General features: G+C 64.2%; 18 protein-coding genes. 9 read left to right on the top strand and 9 right to left on the bottom strand.

What is annotated here, in order from left to right; genetic code table 11:
- The 5 genes from V6V88_RS23065 to V6V88_RS23045 form a co-directional block, all read right to left on the bottom strand.
- Positions 1-726, bottom strand: coding sequence for an anti-sigma factor (locus tag V6V88_RS23065; protein WP_223572895.1), 726 nt, complete (start codon positions 724-726; stop codon positions 1-3).
- Positions 723-1292, bottom strand: coding sequence for a sigma-70 family RNA polymerase sigma factor (locus V6V88_RS23060; protein WP_056325645.1), 570 nt, complete (start codon positions 1290-1292; stop codon positions 723-725). Before V6V88_RS23060 ends, V6V88_RS23065 begins: the two co-directional genes overlap by 4 nt.
- Positions 1293-1393: 101 nt before the next feature.
- A complete protein-coding gene (locus tag V6V88_RS23055) occupies positions 1394-1939 on the bottom strand; it encodes a DUF3455 domain-containing protein (protein WP_280001598.1) in 546 nt (181 codons plus the stop codon).
- 188 nt (positions 1940-2127) lie between these two features.
- Positions 2128-3138 carry a tripartite tricarboxylate transporter substrate binding protein gene (locus tag V6V88_RS23050; RefSeq protein WP_280001599.1) on the bottom strand — a complete coding sequence of 337 codons (1011 nt, stop codon included), beginning with the start codon at positions 3136-3138 and terminating at the stop codon, positions 2128-2130.
- Between the two features lie 44 nt (positions 3139-3182).
- On the bottom strand, positions 3183-4325 hold the full coding sequence (locus V6V88_RS23045; RefSeq protein ID WP_280001601.1) for a mandelate racemase/muconate lactonizing enzyme family protein: 1143 nt from the start codon (positions 4323-4325) through the stop codon (positions 3183-3185).
- 66 nt (positions 4326-4391) lie between these two features.
- On the opposite strand from V6V88_RS23045, the gene V6V88_RS23040 reads away from it, so the two are divergent.
- The 5 genes from V6V88_RS23040 to V6V88_RS23020 all read left to right on the top strand — a co-directional run bounded on the left by V6V88_RS23040 (position 4392) and on the right by V6V88_RS23020 (position 10227).
- On the top strand, positions 4392-5303 hold the full coding sequence (locus V6V88_RS23040; protein ID WP_338128446.1) for a LysR family transcriptional regulator: 912 nt from the start codon (positions 4392-4394) through the stop codon (positions 5301-5303).
- 116 nt (positions 5304-5419) lie between these two features.
- Positions 5420-6373, top strand: a complete 954-nt coding sequence (locus V6V88_RS23035; RefSeq protein WP_338616535.1) for a LysR family transcriptional regulator — start codon at positions 5420-5422, stop codon at positions 6371-6373.
- Between the two features lie 81 nt (positions 6374-6454).
- Positions 6455-7426: a tripartite tricarboxylate transporter substrate-binding protein gene (locus V6V88_RS23030; protein WP_223572887.1), complete on the top strand. Its 972-nt coding sequence runs from the start codon at positions 6455-6457 to the stop codon at positions 7424-7426.
- A 39-nt stretch (positions 7427-7465) separates the two neighbouring features.
- The gene (locus tag V6V88_RS23025; protein ID WP_223572885.1) at positions 7466-8914 is read left to right on the top strand and encodes a sulfatase-like hydrolase/transferase; all 1449 of its coding nucleotides are present in this window, start codon (positions 7466-7468) and stop codon (positions 8912-8914) included.
- Positions 8911-10227: an FAD-binding oxidoreductase gene (locus V6V88_RS23020; protein WP_223572883.1), complete on the top strand. Its 1317-nt coding sequence runs from the start codon at positions 8911-8913 to the stop codon at positions 10225-10227. Before V6V88_RS23025 ends, V6V88_RS23020 begins: the two co-directional genes overlap by 4 nt.
- Positions 10228-10328: 101 nt before the next feature.
- Here V6V88_RS23020 and V6V88_RS23015 read toward each other — a convergent pair whose 3' ends face one another.
- From V6V88_RS23015 to V6V88_RS23000, 4 genes are all read right to left on the bottom strand, one after another.
- Positions 10329-11294, bottom strand: a complete 966-nt coding sequence (locus V6V88_RS23015) for a DUF3829 domain-containing protein (protein WP_338616532.1) — start codon at positions 11292-11294, stop codon at positions 10329-10331.
- 156 nt (positions 11295-11450) lie between these two features.
- The gene (locus V6V88_RS23010; RefSeq protein WP_280001610.1) at positions 11451-12323 is read right to left on the bottom strand and encodes a LysR family transcriptional regulator; all 873 of its coding nucleotides are present in this window, start codon (positions 12321-12323) and stop codon (positions 11451-11453) included.
- 30 nt (positions 12324-12353) lie between these two features.
- Positions 12354-13082: a type 1 glutamine amidotransferase gene (locus V6V88_RS23005; protein WP_280001611.1), complete on the bottom strand. Its 729-nt coding sequence runs from the start codon at positions 13080-13082 to the stop codon at positions 12354-12356.
- Positions 13083-13200: 118 nt separating this feature from the next.
- Positions 13201-14439: an MFS transporter gene (locus tag V6V88_RS23000; protein ID WP_280001612.1), complete on the bottom strand. Its 1239-nt coding sequence runs from the start codon at positions 14437-14439 to the stop codon at positions 13201-13203.
- Positions 14440-14534: 95 nt separating this feature from the next.
- Between V6V88_RS23000 and V6V88_RS22995 the strand changes: the two genes are divergently transcribed.
- The 4 genes from V6V88_RS22995 (at position 14535) to V6V88_RS22980 (ending at position 17282) form a co-directional block, all read left to right on the top strand.
- Positions 14535-15332, top strand: coding sequence for a helix-turn-helix transcriptional regulator (locus V6V88_RS22995; RefSeq protein WP_175155278.1), 798 nt, complete (start codon positions 14535-14537; stop codon positions 15330-15332).
- 92 nt (positions 15333-15424) lie between these two features.
- A complete protein-coding gene (locus V6V88_RS22990) occupies positions 15425-15925 on the top strand; it encodes an anti-virulence regulator CigR family protein (protein ID WP_152382541.1) in 501 nt (166 codons plus the stop codon).
- Between the two features lie 143 nt (positions 15926-16068).
- Entirely contained in the window at positions 16069-16614 is a 546-nt protein-coding gene (locus tag V6V88_RS22985; RefSeq protein ID WP_056325661.1) for a sigma-70 family RNA polymerase sigma factor, read from the top strand.
- Positions 16611-17282: an anti-sigma factor gene (locus V6V88_RS22980; protein ID WP_056325664.1), complete on the top strand. Its 672-nt coding sequence runs from the start codon at positions 16611-16613 to the stop codon at positions 17280-17282. Before V6V88_RS22985 ends, V6V88_RS22980 begins: the two co-directional genes overlap by 4 nt.
- Positions 17283-17336 lie beyond the last annotated feature (54 nt).

Genomic DNA, 17336 nt, shown 5'->3' with positions numbered 1-17336 from the left:
CTACATCACCTTTACCGCCCGGCCGATGAACTGTATCGGACCGGTCGGCTTGCCGGTGGGCGAGCCATTAGGCGGTTCCAGCGTCAGTTCAAACAACTGGTTCGCCTCCAGCGGGGGCAGCTTGTCCAGGGGGATGCGCACCGGTTCGCCGGGTTTGATCAGGCCCAGCGACACCGGGCCGGCCCAGCCGTCCGCCTTGGTCCAGAATTCCAGCGCGCGATCGGCCGGCACCTGCATGGCCGCAATCGGCACCAGTTGCACCTCGCGCTGACCCGCGCTGGCCTGCACCACCCAGCCTGGCGTCTGCGATTGGGGCGCGACCAACACCACCATGTACTGCACGGGACCTGGCGTTTGCGCTGGCCGTAGCGCCAGCGTGCCGGCCAGGACCAGTGCGGCGGCCAGGCCGCTGGCGGCTGCGCCGCGCCAGAAGAAGAGGCTATCCCACCAGCCTGGACGCGTGGACTGGCCGGCTTGCCGGGCCGCGTGCTGGCGGTCCAGCGTTTTGGCAATGCGCGGCCACAGGCCGGGCGAGGGCTCGATCGGCTCGGTCAGGCTGGTAAGCGGCAGCAGGCGCGCTTCCCAACGGTCGACGGCGGCGCGCAGGGCCGCATCGTGCGGCAGGCGGGCGTTGACTTCCTGACGGCGCGCGCCGGACAAGGTGCCAAGCACGTACTCGCCGGCCAGTTCGTCCAGGTTTTCGGGGGGGACTGTCGGGGCGCTCATGCCAGGCATTCCTTCAGCGCTTTCAGGCTGCGTTTGATCCAGGCTTTGACGGTGCCCAGCGGCGCGCCCAGGCGCTGGGCGATTTCGCTGTGCGACAGGCCGTCCACGTAGGCGTGCAGCACACAATTGCGGCGCACGGGTTCCAGTTGTTCCAGGCAGGGGCCGATGCGGCCGGCGCTGTCGCGCCAGTCGAAGGCCTCGCGTGTGTCGTGCCAGGCGTCGATCGCGTCGCGCGCATCCAGCGCGGCGGCGGTGTCGTCGTCGACGGCGGTTTCATGGCGGCCGTCTCGCACGGCGTTCAGCGCCAGGTTGCGCGCCACGCTGTAAAGCCAGCCACGCGCCGAGCCGCGGGTGGCGTCGAAGCTGCCGGCCCGGTTCCAGATATTGACGAAGGCATCGTGCACGATGTCTTCAGCGCGGGCGCGGTCACGGACGATGCGCTGGGCAACGCCCAGCAGCCGCGGGCCTTCGTGGCGGTACAGGGCTTCCAGCGCCGAGCGGCGCCCTGCGGCGCACTGCTCGAGGGCTGCTTCGTAATCGAAATCCGGAACAGGTCGGTTTGGCATGCGCGCGGGGGCAGGGGGTGAGGGGCACGGACCGGGCAGGCAAGCCCGGCGGCGGATCCGGGCCATGTTACCGGACTCCCGCCGCCGCAGCCCGCCCGGTGTCAGTTCGCCTTCCAGAAGATGTAGTCGGCCTGGTACGACACCTGGCTGCGTTGGCCGGCCTGGGTGCAAGGCTTCTGAGGCGCCACGCCGCCCCTGAGCGCCGTGCGCTGGATATAAGCGACGCCGGTCATGGCGCCGGCGCCCATGGCGGGATTGGCCTTGACCAGTTGATAGGGCAGATTGCCCGCGCCGGCCGGCGCCACGGCCACCTGCGTGCCGGTCAGCTTGGAACCGTCCGCGGCCTCCCAGGTGGCGGGCGGGCCGTAATAGGTGCCGACCTGCTTGCCTTGGCGGTCTTTCAGGACTGCCTTCGGCCCGGCGAACACCCATTCCATCTGATCCTTGGCGTCAGCCTTGGCGCGGCATTCATAGGTGATTTCGCCGGTGCCGACGGTTTCCCAGGCCACTTTATGGCCGGCGGGCACCTGGACGGCGGCGGGCAGGGCGTCTTGCGAGGCAGCCATGGCCGGGGCTTGCAGCATGCCGCAAGCAGCCAGCAGGGCGGCGGTGAAAAGGCCGGTGGCGGGGGTGGGGCGAGTCGTCATGAGCGGTCTCCTGCGCAAAAGGAATTTGCGGATACGGCGCACGGAATGTGCGCCGTTGCAGGTACTACACGCGGGAGACGCTATTGGATGCAGGGCGGCGGAAATTTTTTTCGGCGGGGTTGGGCGCCGGTCTTCGCATCTGGATCAGGCTTGGCACAACCCCAACGCGTGGCGGCGCCGGACCGGCATCAATCCATCTTCAACCCGGCGGTTTTAGCAACAGCCGCCCACTTTTGAATTTCGCTTGCGATAAACGCCGTGAAATCCTGCGGGCTGCGAAGGGTGACGGCGTTGCCTGTCGCCTTGAGCGGCTTGATCACGTCCGCGTCTGTCAACGCGGCCCGCGTGGCTTCTGATAGCCGGTCGCGAATCGCATCGGGCAAGCCTGCGGGCGCCGACAGTCCTGTCCATGAGACGGCATCGAAACCGGGGTATCCCGATTCTGCGACGGTGGGCAGGTCCGGAAACAAGAGGCTGCGTTGGGCGCCCGTCGAAGCCAGTACGCGAAGCTTGCCTGCCCGCACATGCGGTTCCAGCGTATCGGCCACCATGACCAGGATGGGGACTTGCCCGCCGATGACGTCGGTGACTGCCTGAGACGCGCCCTTGTACGGGATGTGCTGCACCTTGAGGTTCGCCCGTTGCTTGAGCAGTTCGAAGGCAAGGTTGCCCGACGACCCGGCGCCCGGACTGGCGTAGTTGAACTTGTCTGGCGATTTGCGCAGCATGCTGACCAGTTCGGCCAATGTGGTGGCAGGAAAGTCCGGGTGGACGGCGATGACGTTAGGGCTGGATGTGATGCTGCTGATGTGGGTGAAATCCTTGATCGGATCGTATGGCATGGCGTCATACAAGGCGGCGTTGGCGGCGTGGGTGCCCACCCCGGACATCAGCAGCGTGTAGCCATCAGGTTTGGCGCGTGCAACAAATGCCGATCCAATGTTGCCGCTGGCGCCCGCGCGATTCTCGACGATGACGGTCTGACCGAGCTGCGTGGACAAGGCACGGGCCAGAATCCGTCCGGTGACATCGGTGGTGCCGCCTGGCGGAAAGGGCACGATCAAGGTGATGGGTTTGGCAGGCCACGGCTCGGCGGCATGGGCTGCCGGGGCACACACGCCTGACAAGGCCAGTGCCACGAGCAGGGTGGTAAAGCGGCGCCGTGAGGGGCGTGGTCGATCGGTATTCTGGCTGCGCATGTTGTCTCCTGATTTGGTTTTGATGTGTCGCGGCAGGGGGCGTCCTAGGTTTCGATGCGCCAGTGCTGGACCGTCCAGGGTTCGAACTGTTCCGGCGTGAAGTCCATGCCCAGGCCTGGGCCGTCGGGTAGGGCTGCTAAACCGTTGCCCTGGATCGGGTGGCCCGTCAACGCGATGAGCGGGTTGCCCGTCACGTCGTATTCCACGAAGGGATAGCTGGACCATGCGCCGCCTCGCGCGGGCATCTGTGTCGCGGCGACCTGCAACGACGCAAGAAAATTGATCGCCGTGCCAAAAGCGTGGGGCATGACGGCGACATCGCGGCTTTCCGCCAGGGCCGCGGCTTTTCGATAGCCGGTAAAGCCCCCGCATACCCCCAGGTCGGGTTGCAGGACGCCTACTGCTCCCGTGCGCAGCAGGCCGTCAAAACCCGCCAGGCTGCCGATGGCCTCGCCGCCCGCAATGGCGCAGGCGGTCGCTTGCGCGGTGGCGGCGTAGCCCTCCAGGTTCTCCGGCCCCACCGGCTCTTCGATCCACAAGGGGCGCGCCGGCTCGATAAGCCGTGCCGCCAATCGCGCAGCCGCCGTGCTGTAGCCCTGGTTGATGTCGAGCATGAAATCGGCATCCGGGCCGATCAACGCGCGGACCTGTTGAGCCATCGCGGCATCCACCTGAGGTGAGATCCCGGCTCGGGGTTTGACCGCTTTGAAACCCTGGCGCAAAAGCGCTTCGATCTCTTGCGGATAGTGCCGATACGGCGCATCGCCCTGGGCGATGAAAGGGCCGCTGGCGTAGCAGGGCACTTCATGGCGCACCGCGCCGCCCAGCAGCTGGGCAATGCTCACGCCCTGCGCGCGGGCGGCAAGGTCATGCAACGCCATGTCGATCGCGGAAATCGCCATCATGGCCGGGCCACGCTTGTCATAGCCGATGCGTGGCACCAGGTCTGCGTAAACCGCGCCGTGATCAAAGGGGGACCGCCCGCAGACGAGCGCGCCGAATTGCTGGCGGATCAGTGCCGCGGCCGCCCACGGCGACGAAAAGACTTCGCCCCACCCGCGCAGGCCGCTGTCAGTGATGATTTCCAGGGCGAGAAACTCTCGCTTGCGCATGAACGTGCGGGCATTGCCGAGCGGCACGGCAGGCGTGTACGCCAGGTGATAGCCGTTGATGTGGGTGACTTTCAAAGGAGTGGCCAACGAATGAATGTCGAGCCAGTTTGAAGCTCGGGTAGCATACGGTCAAATACATATATGGTGGCTTTTCATATGAAAAACCTGATACGACCGAGAGAGATGGAATTGGTCGCGGCGATCTGTCGCGCGGGCTCCGTGACGCAGGCCGCCGAGGCTTGCGGCTTAACGCAGCCCGGCGCTAGCGCCATGCTCAAGGAGTTGGAAGTCCGGATCGGGGCGGCGTTGTTTTCGCGCCGGCATCGGCATCTGGAATTGACGGCTGCGGGCCAGGCCGTCTTGCCCGAAATCACCCACGCGCTGGCCGCGCTGGATGCCGTCGACAAGTTGGCTCAAAGCCTGGGCAACCGCCGCGGCGAGCACCTCATCATCGGGACGGTCTCTGCAACGGGCGCAAGCGTCCTGCCGGCGGTATTGAAGGAACTGCAAGACGCCGATCCGATGCTGTCCGTCGTGCTGCGTGTCGGCACCGCCGCGGAAGTGGTGGAAATGGCCATCGAACAGCGCATCGATCTGGGCGTCATTCTTGGCTCTGGCGCGCATCAGCATGCCAACTTTGAACAGATCGGGGAGCTTGGCCTGGTATGCGTGGTGCGTCCTGACCACGCATGGGCCGCGCTGCCGGAGATCACCGTGGACATGCTGAGTTCGGAACGATACATCGGCCACAGCCGCCATCTGCCGGTCGGCGCGCTGACGGCGCAGGTGTTGGAGCAAGCCCGTCATCCGTACCGTCCCGCGATCGAGGTGATGCAGTTCTCGGCGGCATGCGCACTGACTGACGCAGGCTGCGGCCCCGCTGTGCTGGAGAGCGTGACGGGAGAGTACGCCCGCCGCCTGGGCCTGGTGCCCATCCCTTTGCACGCAGGAAGCACGCTGTCGCTGAACCTGGTTTGGCCTCAGGGGAAAGGCTTGAGCGGGGGCGCGCGCTTTGTGAAAAACGCGCTGTCGCGCAGGGTGGCTGGCGGTTGACGGTCATATTTCTCCCGACGAGCAGTGCCACAGTTGGCTGTCGCCGCGGCCTTGCACTTTCCCTCGACGCCGTTCAAAGTTCGGGCAGCACGCCGACCTTTCAATAAACTTGAATCATGACTCCACGCCAGCTCCGTTATTTCCTGGAAATTGCCCGTAGCGGCAGTCTGTCGCTGGCGTCGGGCGCGCTGCGTATCGCGCAACCCGCGCTTAGCCAGCACGTTGCCGTGCTGGAAGCGGAATTGGGCGTGGTGTTGTTCGAACGGCATGCCAAGGGCGTCACGCTGACGGCGGAGGGCAAGCGGTTGCAGCAACGGGCCGCATCCATCCTGGATCAGCTCGAATCGTTGAAGACGGACGTATTGGGCGCGGCCGAGAGTCCACGGGGACCGGTGCGCGTATGCCTGGCGCGGTCGTTGGCGCAGGCGGTGGCCGCGCCCTTGATACGGCATGTGGAACAGGAGTATCCCGACATACGGCTATTGCTGTCGTCGGCGCTTTCCAGCCAGGTGCGCGCAGCGCTGCAGACCAGGCAACTGGATGTCGCGCTTATGCCAAATGCGTTCGAACTGCCCGGCTTGTATTGCAAACCGGTCTACGAGGAAGGGTTTTCGCTATTCGGCTTGGAAGCGCTGTTCGATCGGCCCGGAAAGACGATCGCATTTTCCGCGATCGGGTCGCGACCGTTGGTGGCGCCGGACCGCGACCACGATCTGCGTCGGCTGATTGAACGCACGGCAGTCGATCTGGATTGCCCGCTGAACGTGAAGTACGAAATCAATGATCCTGAATTGAATTTTGCGCTCGTGCGGGGGGGAGTGGCTTTCGCCATTCTGCCCGACAGCGCAGGCCTGGAATTGGGGGTGGCCGCCCAGGCCATGGGAGAACGGCGTCTGGTGCGGCCTCCCATAACGCGGACGCAATCCATTGTGCGCGTGGCGCAAAGCGCGGCTGGCAGCGCGGTGCTGGCCGTGGAGCAGGCACTGGAAGTCGTGCTGCGCACCTTGGTGCAACGCGGCGTGCTGCGCGGAAAATTTATATATGAAAAAACTTATATACAGCGCAGATAAATAATATTTGTCTTCACGTCTGGCGCAGCCGTACGCTACCTCCAGAATGGCGCCAACAGAGACGCCGATACGGAGACAAGCATGCAAGTCCGACGCAGACAATTCCTGGGCGCCTTGAGCGCTGCCGCGTGCTGTAGCGTGGCGCCGATCAGACGGGCGCTCGCCAATTCCCCCATACGTATGCTGGTCGGCTTTGCGCCGGGCGGAGCGGCCGATCTCGTGGCGCGTGCGTTGGCCGAAGGCATGCGTGCATCCGGCCACACCACCATCGTCGAGAACAAGGGGGGGGCGGGCGGACGTATTGCGGTCGATTCGCTGTTGAATTCGGGCGCTGACGGCAACTCCCTGCTGTTTACGCCGTCCACCAACCTGACCCTGTATCCGCACCTTTTCAAGGAATTGAATTACACGCAGGCGGATTTCACGCCGCTGGGAACGGCCAGCCGATTCGATTTCGCATTCGCCGTGGGCGCCAATAGTCCGGCCAGAACGATTCAGGAATATTTGAGCCTGGCCCAGAAGGACCCGCGCATGGCTGTTTACGGTACGCCCGGCGCGGGCACGGTCATGCATTTTCTGGGCATCATGCTGGCGAACGCGAGCAAGATTCCGTTGGTTCCCATCCCTTATAAGGGTGGCGCGCCAGCGCTCGCCGACACGGTGGGCGGAACCTTGCCCGCACTGATCACGACGCTGCCAAACCTGATTCCCATGCACAAGTCGGGCAAGATCCGGATCCTCGCCACAACGGGGGCCGCGCCCTCGTCCGCGCTGCCGGACGTGCCCACGTTCGCATCCGCGGGATATCCCTCTCTGACGGTTGCCGAATACTTCATGTTGGTGGGAAACAAAGGCATGGCCGGCAGCCAGGCGCAAATCCTGGCGCAAGCCGCGGCCGATGCGGTGCGCGCGCCGGCGTTCCAAAAGGTCATGCAACAGCAATTCTTCGAACCAAAAGTGACTGCGCCCGCGGCCATGAAACAGCAGCTGGAAAGTGAAGATGCGTTTTGGCACCGCGTTGTCAAGGACAGCGGCTACCGCCCCGAGGCTTGACGCGGCGCAGGCCTGGCTGGCCTCTATCAAGGAAACGTAATGAAAGGCAAGAACGTCGTCGTCATCATGTCCGATGAACACAATCCCGCATTCATGGGGTGTTCCGGGCATCCATTCATCAAGACTCCAAACCTGGACGCCCTGGCGGCGCGCGGCGCGCGGTTTCCCAACGCTTACACGCCCAGTCCAATCTGCGTGCCGGCACGCGCGGCGTTTGCGACCGGCCATCGGGTGCACCAGACCCGCCACTGGGACAACGCGATGCCATATGTGGGTGATCCGCAGGGGTGGGGCCATGTGTTGCAGCAGCACGGCATCAACGTCGAGAGCATTGGAAAGCTGCACTACCGCAATGAAGAGGATCCCGTCGGGTTCGATGCGGAGCATATTCCCATGCATGTCGTCGGCGGGCACGGCATGGTGTGGGCGTCCATTCGCGATCCTTACTTGCCCGTTGCGGGGCGCAAGCGCATGCTTGGCGACCGCATTGGCATGGGCGAATCGCCTTATACGTCCTACGATCGCTCGGTCACGGAACGCACGCTGCAATGGCTACGCGCGGCGGCTGAACGCGGCCAGCCCTTCGTGTTGTACGTGGGACTGGTTGCGCCGCACTTCCCTTTGATCGCGCCGCAGGAGTTCTTCAGCTTGTACGACGCGCGCCAGATTCCTGAGGCCAAGTTGCATCCAAAAAATGGCTATAAACGCCACCCGTGGGTGCAGGCCTATGCGGCGTTCGAGCGCAGCGAAGAGACCTTCCAGGACGAGGACGAGCGCGTGAATGCTTTCCTGGCGTATTACGGGTTGTGCAGCTTCCTGGACAGCAACGTGGGCCGCATCGTCGATGAACTGGCCACGCTGGGGTTGGCGGATTCCACGCACGTGGTCTACACATCGGACCATGGCGACAATGTTGGAGCCCGTGGTTTGTGGGGAAAGTCCACGCTGTACCAGGAGAGTGTGGGAATTCCCATGATATTGGCCGGCCCGGACGTGACGTCCACGATTTGCGAGACGCCGGTGGATCTGCTCGACCTGTATCCGACGCTATTGCAGGCGGTGGGTGTGGACCCGTTGCAGCACATGGGGTCACGGCCAGGGAATTCACTGTTCGCTATAGCGGCGCAACCGGCGGACAAGCGCCGCGCCATCCTGAGCGAATATCACGCGGCAGGCAGCAACACTGCGGGATTCATGTTGCGAAAGGGGCCTTGGAAGTATCACCACTACGTGCGCTTCGAGCCTGAACTGTTCAACCTGGACTCGGATCCCGGGGAACTGCACGATCTGGCAGGCGACCCGGCTTATTCCGACGTGCTGGCGGACATGAAGGCCGCGCTCTACGCGATCTGTGATCCGGAAGACGTGGACCGGCAGGCCAAGGCAGACCAGGCTGCGATGATTGAACGACTGGGGGGCGTGGAGGTGGCCTCGACGATGGGCGCTAGCGGGGCAACGCCCGCACCCAAGGCGCAGAGGGCAGCATGAACGTCGAGGACCGTTACCTCAAGGACTGGAGTGGCCTGACGCGAGGCGTGCCTTGTGTGGTGCACAGGCCCGTGACCACGGATGAAGTGGCCGCCCTGGTGCGACATGCCGATCAGCAAGGCCTGAAGATAACGATCCAGGGCGGCCTGACCGGGCTGGCGGGCGGCGCGGTGCCTGCCGATGGCGACGTGGTCATCAACATGGAGCGCATGAACCGCATTGAATCCATCGACGCGGTTGAGGGAGTCATGCAGGTGCAGGCCGGCGCCACCTTGCAGCAGGTGCAGGAAGCAGCTGCTGAGGCCGGCTGGTTTTTCCCGGTGGACCTGGGTGCGCGCGGCAGTTGCCAGGTGGGTGGTAACGCGGCTACGAACGCGGGCGGCTCGCAGGTCGTGCGCTATGGCACGATGCGAGATTCCGTCTTGGGACTGGAAGCGGTGCTGCCCGATGGGTCTGTGGTGACATCGCTGACGCGTCTGGTCAAGAACAGTTCCGGCCCGGATTTGCGGTTCTTGTTCATCGGGTCTGAAGGCACGCTGGGCGTGATCACGCGACTGACGTTGCGATTACAGCCCGATCCCGGTGCGCCGGCCACGGCGTTGGTGCAGGTGCCGGACACGCCATCCATGGCATTGCTGCTGCGTCAATTGAAAAAGACGCTCGGTCCGCAACTGACCGCGTATGAATTCATGTCGGCAGAATTCTTGCGGCACGCCAGCGGTTTGGCGGGCGTGGCGCTGCCGTTGACCGGCGATGCGCCTTGGAGTGTGCTGATACAGGCCAGTGGACTGGCCGGCATGGATCCGCAAGCAGCGCTGGAAAGCGCACTGGAACAGGCGCTCGAAGCTGGCACGATCAGTGATTGCGCGGTGGCGAGCAGTCTGTCCGATGCGCAGAAATTCTGGCGGTTGCGGGAGTGCATCCCGGAATTGCTGACGGCGCTCAGACCAACGGTGAACTTCGACTGCGGCTTGCCCTGGGCCGAGATGCCGGGTTATGTGGCCGAGGTCGAGGCCGCGCTGAAGCAGCGATATCCGGATGCGGCGCATTTGTTCATGGGGCACCTGGGCGACAACAACATTCATATCCTGACGGGGCCGCACGCCCAAGCCGAATGGCTGGACGTGGAGGAAGTCGTGTATGGCGCGTTGCGCGGCCGGCAGGGAACGATCAGTGCCGAGCATGGCATAGGGTTCTTGAAAAAGCCGTTTCTGGGGTATACGCGCAGCGACGGCGAAATCGCATTGCTGAGGCGCTTAAAGCATGCGCTGGACCCCAATGACACGTTGAACCCGGGACGTATCGTCGACTGAGCGGGACACGGAGACTTTCGACGGGTCACCGCTCAGCTTTTGCGAACCCGGCGCGATGCCGGGTCTTCACATGGGACTGGATCTGCTCTCGGCAAAGGCGATCAGCAGCGCCCGGTATTCAAGTCCGCAATCAGGTTGTTGAAATCCTGGCGCAGGCTGTTGGCGTCGTTTTCGATCGTGGGGCGCATCATCTTGAATGCGCCGGTGCGGGCGGCGTCTTCCTTGTAGCGGCCATTGTTGGTGTGCTCAAGAATCTGGCGGCCGGAGGCGAGGAAGCTGTTGACGTTCATCATCATGCCGCTGCAGCCCTTGGGGTCGGCTTCGCGCGTTTTCTTGTCAAAGCCCAGCGCCATTTCGCTCATCTTGTCCAGCTGCTGCTTGAACGCTTCCTGGTCGGCGCCCAGTCCCTGGCCGTCGAACACGCCCGAGGCCTTGTCCATCGTGGCCTTGCCGTAATACACCATGCCGGCGCGGTAGTAGGCGACCGTGTCTTTCTTGGCCTTTTCGAAGGCTTCCTTGGTGTTGGCGGTGTCCTTGATCGAGATGCCGCGGTAGAAATTGTTTTCGGCTTTTGCGGCTTCCGTCAGCGCGGCGACATAGGCCGGGCTTTTCTCGCGGGCCAGCGCGCCGTTGTCCGACAGGAAGGTCTTGGCGGCCGAATAGTTTTGCAGTTCGGTGCTCAGCGGCGCCAGCTTGCCCAGCGCGTCCGAGAATGCCTTGGCCGGTGCGTCGATCTCGGCGATGGGCGTCGGCATTGCCAGCGCGCGGTCGAGTTTCTCTTTGGTGCGCAGGATTGCCGTGTCGTTGCTGATGACAAAGTCCTTCAGCGGCTTGCCGCTCTTGAGGGCCGGGACGGCATGGGTCTCGTAGCGGTCCAGCGCCTGCGCGAACGTGGTGGAGAGGCTGTTCGCGGTATCCACGTATAGGTTGTACTTGATGATCTCTGCCTGAGCGGTGGTCGCCTCCGGCGCCTTGGCTTCCTGTTTGGCGCTATCGTCGCCGCACGCGGCGAGCGCCAGCGTGATGACCAGAACTGCGGACATGCGCAAGGGGCGCGGCATAAACATCTTTGTTTCCTGTTGGGGGTAATTGTGAAGGGGACGGATGATATTCCCTTCGATTTCCCAACAGGCTACAAAGTCATTCAAAGCTGTCACAAGAGTTTGCAGGTTTGGCCATCGTCTGGATTCAACGCTGCCACCAGCGCCGATGCATCTGCGCCTTCAGCGGCTGAACCGGTCGGCCGCTTCCACGATGCGTTGCGCGAGCAGCGCGGCCACGGGCTGGCGGATATCGGACGGACGTTCAACCAGTCCGATCTCGCGAAAGAAGGTGGCGTCGCCCAATGTCTTGACGACGACTCCCCGAGGCAGCGATAGCGCTTTGCTTAGCGGAAGCAGCGCAACGCCCACGCCCTTGCGCACGAGTTGCGCGATGGCCTGCAGTTCATCCAGTTCAATCGCTTCCTTGGGCGTGATGCGCGAATGCCGCAGGAACTGATCGACGAGTCTGCCGCCGAAGGAACCGCGGTCGTACCGAATGAAGGGCTCGTTTTCCAGCAGATCGAGCCACTCGCGCTGCCCGTGCTTGCGGGGAGCCAGCAGCACGAACGGCTCGCTGAACAGCACGCGCCAGCGCAAGTCGGCGGGCAGGGCGAAGGGGGGCTTGATCATCACCGCAATGTCCACCTCGCCCGAGTCGACCTGCCCCAGCAGGTTCAGCGACAGGCCCGGGACGAGCCGGATGCGATAGCCGGGGTTGATGCGCCAGAACTCGGTCAGGGCATCGGTCAAAAACGTTGTTTGCACCGACGCGATCGAGCCGACCCGGATCAGGCCGGTCTTGGGGCTGCTTACGTTCTTGCCAAATTTGGCGTAGACGGACATCACCTCTTCGGCAATGGCCAAGGCTTCGCGGCCATTGCTATTGAGGTTTGCCGACCGTCCCGTGCGGTCAAAGAGCGGATAGCCCAGTTCCTCTTCCAGCTGCTGGATCTGCGCGCTGACGGCGGACTGCGTCAGACCGATGTGAGCCGCCGCATTGGCGAACGTGCCGTAACGCACAACGGCCATGAAAGTCTGGAGTTCTCGCCGCATGGTGGCCCTTGGTCGCTGTGGGGGTCCGGATCAGCGCAGGTTGTCAGGACGCTGAATCGTCTGGACGAAGGCGCGTGCGATCCTCGCGCCCGCCGCATCGGCGTCGTCCGCGTGCAGGGCGCGGTCGGCATCGGCCTGGGATTCAAGCCAGCCGGGCGCGATGCGATCGACGCGTTCCTTGTTGCTGGTGGTCCAGCGCTGCACCACATCGCCGCTGGCTTCGAAGTGAAACTGCATGCCGTACGCGGCGCGGCCCACGCGAAAGCATTGATTCTTGACCAGGCGGCTCTCGGCAAGCAGCGCGGCGGAATCCGGCAGCGTGTAGGTGTCCACATGCCATTGAAAGCTGACGAAACCCGGCTGCAACTCGGCAAACAACGGGTCCTTGCGCCCATCTTCCGTCACGGTAAGCGGCGTCCAGGAAAACTCCCGGGCCACCCCGAGCAGGTTGTCGGCCCCGTAAGCGCGGGCCAGCACCTGCGCCCCGAGGCAGATGCCCAGCACGGATTTGCCAGCGTCGCCAAACTCGCGCATCAACGCCACCAGTTTGGGCAGGTAGGGATGGAGTTCGTCGTCTCGCGCGCTTGGCCAGCCGCCCGGCACGATCAACGCATCGAAGTCGTCCAGGCAGATGTCGGCCAGCCCATCGCGGTGCGCGCGAAACCAGGTGATTTCGGCATGGGCGCTTTGCAGAGCGCTCAACAGCAGCCCAAGCTGCGTGTCGTCCATGGTCTCGATGATTGCAACGCGTGGCGGCATAAGGGGGTTCGAAGGGTAGAGGTGGGACGCAAGACGCCGGCAGCCCTTGCAGGTCAGACCAGCGAAAAGAGGGATAGTAACGGCACGCCTTGGTATCCGGGAGGCCGTTCTGAATGGCTCAAGCCCCGCTTCGGCTCATGTCAGCGCGCTTTCTACGCATGGCAACGCCAAGGGCGGCGACGGACAGCGCCAGCGGAACGAATGACACCCACAGCACGGTGTTCCAGCCGAACGCCGACAGCAGGCCCCCGGACGAGAACGATCCGATCGCCATCAAGCCGAAGACGATGAAGTCGTTCAGGGACTGGACACGCGTTCTCTCCTCGGGCCGATGGCATTCCAGCACCAGCGCGGACGCGCCCAGAAACCCGAAGTTCCATCCCACGCCGAGCAGGACCAGTGACCACCAGAAGTGCGCGACATCGATACCGCCCAGGCCCACCGCGGCCGCGACCCCGATCAACATCAGGCCCATGGTCGCGACCCGTCCCGCACCGAAGCGCGATATCAGTCTGCCGGTGAAAAAGCTTGGCGCGTACATGGCAATGACATGCCACTGCAGTCCCAGATTGGCGGACTCCTGCGAGTGGCCGCAGATGTGCATTGCCAGCGGTGCGGCCGTCATGAGGAAGTTCATGAGCATGTAGGAGACGGCGCCGGCGATCACTGCGGCGATGAAACGCGGCTGCAGCGCAATCTCGGAAAGCGGCCGCCCGCCTGCGACCTCCGCGGCAGTGGGGGCGGGCAACCTGACACCGATAAGAATGAACGCGGAAATTGCTGCAACCGCCGCTTGCGCCAGAAAGGTGGCGGCAAACATGTGCGGCGGCCACAGGTTCATCGTGCCGTTGACGAGCTGTGGCCCGACGATCCCGGCCGCGACGCCGCCCGCCATGACCAGGGATAGCGCGCGCGCCCGTCGCTTGGGCTCCACGCCGTCCGCGGCGGCGAAGCGGAACGACAGGACGACCGCAGCATAGACACCGCCGAAGAACGTGGCCAGGCTGAACAGCCAGAAGCTTCCGATCATGACCGCCAGCATCGCCAGCAGGCCGGTGAGCACGCCAGCGCCGGTGCCCAGCAGAAAGGCCGCGCGCCTGCCGTGGCGCCTGGCGACGGCGCCCATGGGCAGCGTGCACGTGGCCATGCCCACCACAAAGATGGAAATCGGCAGCGTCGCGAGCATGGGCGTCGGGGCAAGCGTATTGCCGACGATGGAGCCCGTTGCATAGACGACCACCGAATTCGCGCCCGCGAGGGCTTGGGCGGCGGTCAGTCGCCAGATGTTGCCTTGTTGAACACCCTCGGGCAGAACAGCGGGGCGGTCATGCGCGGAAGCGGCGCTATTTTTTGTCATTATGGTCAATGGCGTTACGTTGAGGTGGCATTACAACTCAAAGTTACGAAGGCGATCTATCGACAGCCTGCCAAGTTATATAGAATCGGCGACATATGAAAGCGCTCGTGCCGTGGGAAGCCATTACCGCGCCGCCAGATGTCCTGCCGCCTTTGCCAATGACCATGAGGGTGCAGTCCATCGGCGCGCGGAATTATTTCGCCGCGCATACGCATGAATGGAACCAGGTGGTCTACGCGGTGTCCGGTGTCCTCATGGTGACGGCAGACGGGCATTCTTTCGCCATATCTCCGAATCAGGCTGCGTGGATTCCGTCAGGAACCGTGCATAGCGTGGGGTCCTTTCTTGGCGCCGAATATCGCAGTCTCTGGCTTGCCGATCACCCCGGTGGGACGCTTTCCGAGGGCGGCGTGGCGGTGTTTGGCGTATCCGCCCTTTTGAAGGCGCTTGTCGTCGAGGCGGCGACGCTTCAAGGCAAATCGGACGCGGATGGGTATTTCGGCCGAATCTACAGACTGGTGCTCGACCAGCTCTGTCGTGCGAGCCCGATTTCATTGATCCTGGCATGGCCGACAAGCCCCCCGTTACTGACCCTTTGCGAGACCTTGTACAACCAGCCGGCCGACCCCAGAAGCCCGGACGACTGGGGGCGGGAGCTGGGGATGTCGGGCCGGACGCTGGCCCGGAAGTTCTTTGCGGAAACCGGTCTCACGCTGCGCGATTGGCGTCGCCGGCTGAAGTTGTTCAGAGCCATCGAGCTATTGGAAAATGGTCTTGATGTGACGCGGACCGCATTGGAACTTGGCTATGGCTCCACGTCCTCGTTCATCTTTGCGTTCAGATCCGAAATGCAATGCAGCCCGATGGCCTATGTGCGGTCACGGGCGCCGTAACGTGCGCCTTCGCCCTTCAAGGTTCGGTTACCTCTGCTGGACTTGAACCGACTTAGAATCGGTCACCAACTTTCGACTGAGGGGAACCAGCCATGGTGGGTAGTGCCAAAAAAGCCTTGCTTGCAGGCATTTCATGCGTGTTTATCGCGGCCAGCGCACTGGCGGCGCCGCCAGAGGGAAAGGGCAAACCCGATAACGCTGGCCAAGGGCAAGGGCAGAGCAAGGGGCGCGGGCAGGGCAGCAACGGAAATGCTTCCGGAAAGGGCAACGCCGGTCACGGAGATGCGCCTTCCAAGTCCAACGATGCCAGCGTCACGCTGCGTTATGCGGGCATCACCGTCTCCACCGCCCGATCGTACGCGCAGGAGTACGGTCTGTCTGGCTACGGTCAGCTGCCGCCGGGTGTCCGCAAGAACCTCGCCCGTGGCAAACCGCTGCCTCCCGGAATTGCGAAGAAAATGGTCCCCGGTCCGATGTTGGCCCGGCTCCCCGCCTATCCCGGGTATGAGTGGCGGGTGGCCGGATCGGATCTCGTCCTGGTCGCGGTTGCAACCGCCGTGGTCGCCGATATCCTGATCGACGTGTTCGATTGACGGGCCAAATACGCCGTTGCGGCGGGCCAGTGTCCACCACGCCCGCGCCCCGGACTTGCCTGTATCATCCGCTGCAAGACATCCGTCCCCCGAGCGCCGTATATCGCCGCGCGGCCTGATTGCCAGTGACCCGGATAGCCGCCATGCCCGACCCGCTACGTCTGCAGGCTTTGATACAGGAGTGCGCCCGCGGCCAGGAGTCCGCGCTGGCGGAACTCTATCGACAGACCTCCCCGCATCTATTTGCGCTTGCCGTACGTATATTGCGGCGAAGCGACTGGGCGGAGGAAGTCCTCCAGGACAGCTTCATCAATATCTGGCGCAATGCCGCCCGCTATTCCTCGGAGCAGAGCCAAGTCATGACCTGGATGACGCGCATCGTGCGCAACCGCTGCATCGACCTGCTACGCAGGCCGGACCTGGAACGCCCCGACGCCGACGGCGCGTTGACGCAGGCCTGGGCCGATGACGCGCCTGGCCCGTTCGAGCGGCTGCAACGCGATCAGGACGGCCAGCGCCTGGCCGACTGCCTGAAACAGCTCGAGGGGCAGCAACGCACCGCCATCGCGCTGTCCTTTTTCGACGACCTCAGCCACAGCGAGATCGCCCGGCGCCTCCAGGCGCCGCTGGGCACGATCAAGAGCTGGGTGCGGCGCGGCATGGACCGGCTCAAGAGGTGCCTGTCATGAACTACAGCAATCCTCAACTGCGCGAGCGGCTTGCCGCCGACTACGTGGCCGGCGCCATGCGCGGTGGCGCGCGCCGCCGCTTCGAGGGCCTGATGGCCGCCGACGCCAACCTGCGCCGCCAGGTGCGCGACTGGGAAAACGATATCTATCCGCTGTTATGGTCGCTGCCGCCGCGGGTTCCCCCGCGCCGCGTGTGGCGCGCCATCGAAGCGCGCCTGAAGCCCGGCGGCAGCCGCGGCTGGCAGGGCCTGGCGTTCTGGCGCGTGCTTAGCGGAGCGCTGGCGGCCATGCTGGTGGCCGGCGTGGTGGTCTACCCGATGCAGGTCGACCGCGCCGCGCGCACGCAATTGATGGCGGTGCTGCAAAGCCCCGAGGCGCAGGCCATGCTGGTGGTGCGCGCCGACGAGCGCGGCGGCCTGCACGTGCATGCCTTGCAGGATCTGGCCTCGCGCGCCGACGGCAAGGCGCTGGAGCTCTGGGTGATTCCCCCGGGTCAGGCGCCGATATCCGTCGGGGTGGTGGCGCCCGATGGCCAGACGGCGCTGCCGCGCGCGCAAGGGCTGGAAGGGGTGCAGACCCTGGCCATCACCCTGGAGCCGCCGGGCGGCTCGCCCTCGGGCAAGCCCACCGGACCGGTCATCATGAAGGGCGACGTGCTCAAGATCTGAGCTGCATCCAAACCGGGCCTGCCCGCGTATAGAGGGGTGTTCCGTTGCGGAGTG

The organism is Achromobacter sp. E1 (assembly GCF_037039475.1).
GTDB classification, from domain to species: Bacteria; Pseudomonadota; Gammaproteobacteria; order Burkholderiales; family Burkholderiaceae_B; genus Achromobacter; species Achromobacter mucicolens.
This window is presented reverse-complemented; position numbering and strand designations above follow the sequence as displayed.

What these genes read in the sequence shown, in the direction of transcription:
- V6V88_RS22980 (WP_056325664.1), top strand. Translation starts at nt 16,611, where the DNA reads ATGAACTACAGCAATCCTCAACTGCGCGAGCGGCTTGCCGCCGACTAC.
- V6V88_RS23015 (WP_338616532.1), bottom strand. Translation starts at nt 11,294, where the DNA reads ATGTTTATGCCGCGCCCCTTGCGCATGTCCGCAGTTCTGGTCATCACG.
- V6V88_RS23000 (WP_280001612.1), bottom strand. Translation starts at nt 14,439, where the DNA reads ATGACAAAAAATAGCGCCGCTTCCGCGCATGACCGCCCCGCTGTTCTG.
- V6V88_RS23025 (WP_223572885.1), top strand. Translation starts at nt 7,466, where the DNA reads ATGAAAGGCAAGAACGTCGTCGTCATCATGTCCGATGAACACAATCCC.
- V6V88_RS23055 (WP_280001598.1), bottom strand. Translation starts at nt 1,939, where the DNA reads ATGACGACTCGCCCCACCCCCGCCACCGGCCTTTTCACCGCCGCCCTG.
- V6V88_RS23035 (WP_338616535.1), top strand. Translation starts at nt 5,420, where the DNA reads ATGACTCCACGCCAGCTCCGTTATTTCCTGGAAATTGCCCGTAGCGGC.
- V6V88_RS23065 (WP_223572895.1), bottom strand. Translation starts at nt 726, where the DNA reads ATGAGCGCCCCGACAGTCCCCCCCGAAAACCTGGACGAACTGGCCGGC.
- V6V88_RS23060 (WP_056325645.1), bottom strand. Translation starts at nt 1,292, where the DNA reads ATGCCAAACCGACCTGTTCCGGATTTCGATTACGAAGCAGCCCTCGAG.
- V6V88_RS22995 (WP_175155278.1), top strand. Translation starts at nt 14,535, where the DNA reads ATGAAAGCGCTCGTGCCGTGGGAAGCCATTACCGCGCCGCCAGATGTC.
- V6V88_RS23040 (WP_338128446.1), top strand. Translation starts at nt 4,392, where the DNA reads ATGGTGGCTTTTCATATGAAAAACCTGATACGACCGAGAGAGATGGAA.
- V6V88_RS23010 (WP_280001610.1), bottom strand. Translation starts at nt 12,323, where the DNA reads ATGCGGCGAGAACTCCAGACTTTCATGGCCGTTGTGCGTTACGGCACG.
- V6V88_RS23005 (WP_280001611.1), bottom strand. Translation starts at nt 13,082, where the DNA reads ATGCCGCCACGCGTTGCAATCATCGAGACCATGGACGACACGCAGCTT.
- V6V88_RS22985 (WP_056325661.1), top strand. Translation starts at nt 16,069, where the DNA reads ATGCCCGACCCGCTACGTCTGCAGGCTTTGATACAGGAGTGCGCCCGC.
- V6V88_RS23050 (WP_280001599.1), bottom strand. Translation starts at nt 3,138, where the DNA reads ATGCGCAGCCAGAATACCGATCGACCACGCCCCTCACGGCGCCGCTTT.
- V6V88_RS23030 (WP_223572887.1), top strand. Translation starts at nt 6,455, where the DNA reads ATGCAAGTCCGACGCAGACAATTCCTGGGCGCCTTGAGCGCTGCCGCG.
- V6V88_RS23020 (WP_223572883.1), top strand. Translation starts at nt 8,911, where the DNA reads ATGAACGTCGAGGACCGTTACCTCAAGGACTGGAGTGGCCTGACGCGA.
- V6V88_RS22990 (WP_152382541.1), top strand. Translation starts at nt 15,425, where the DNA reads ATGGTGGGTAGTGCCAAAAAAGCCTTGCTTGCAGGCATTTCATGCGTG.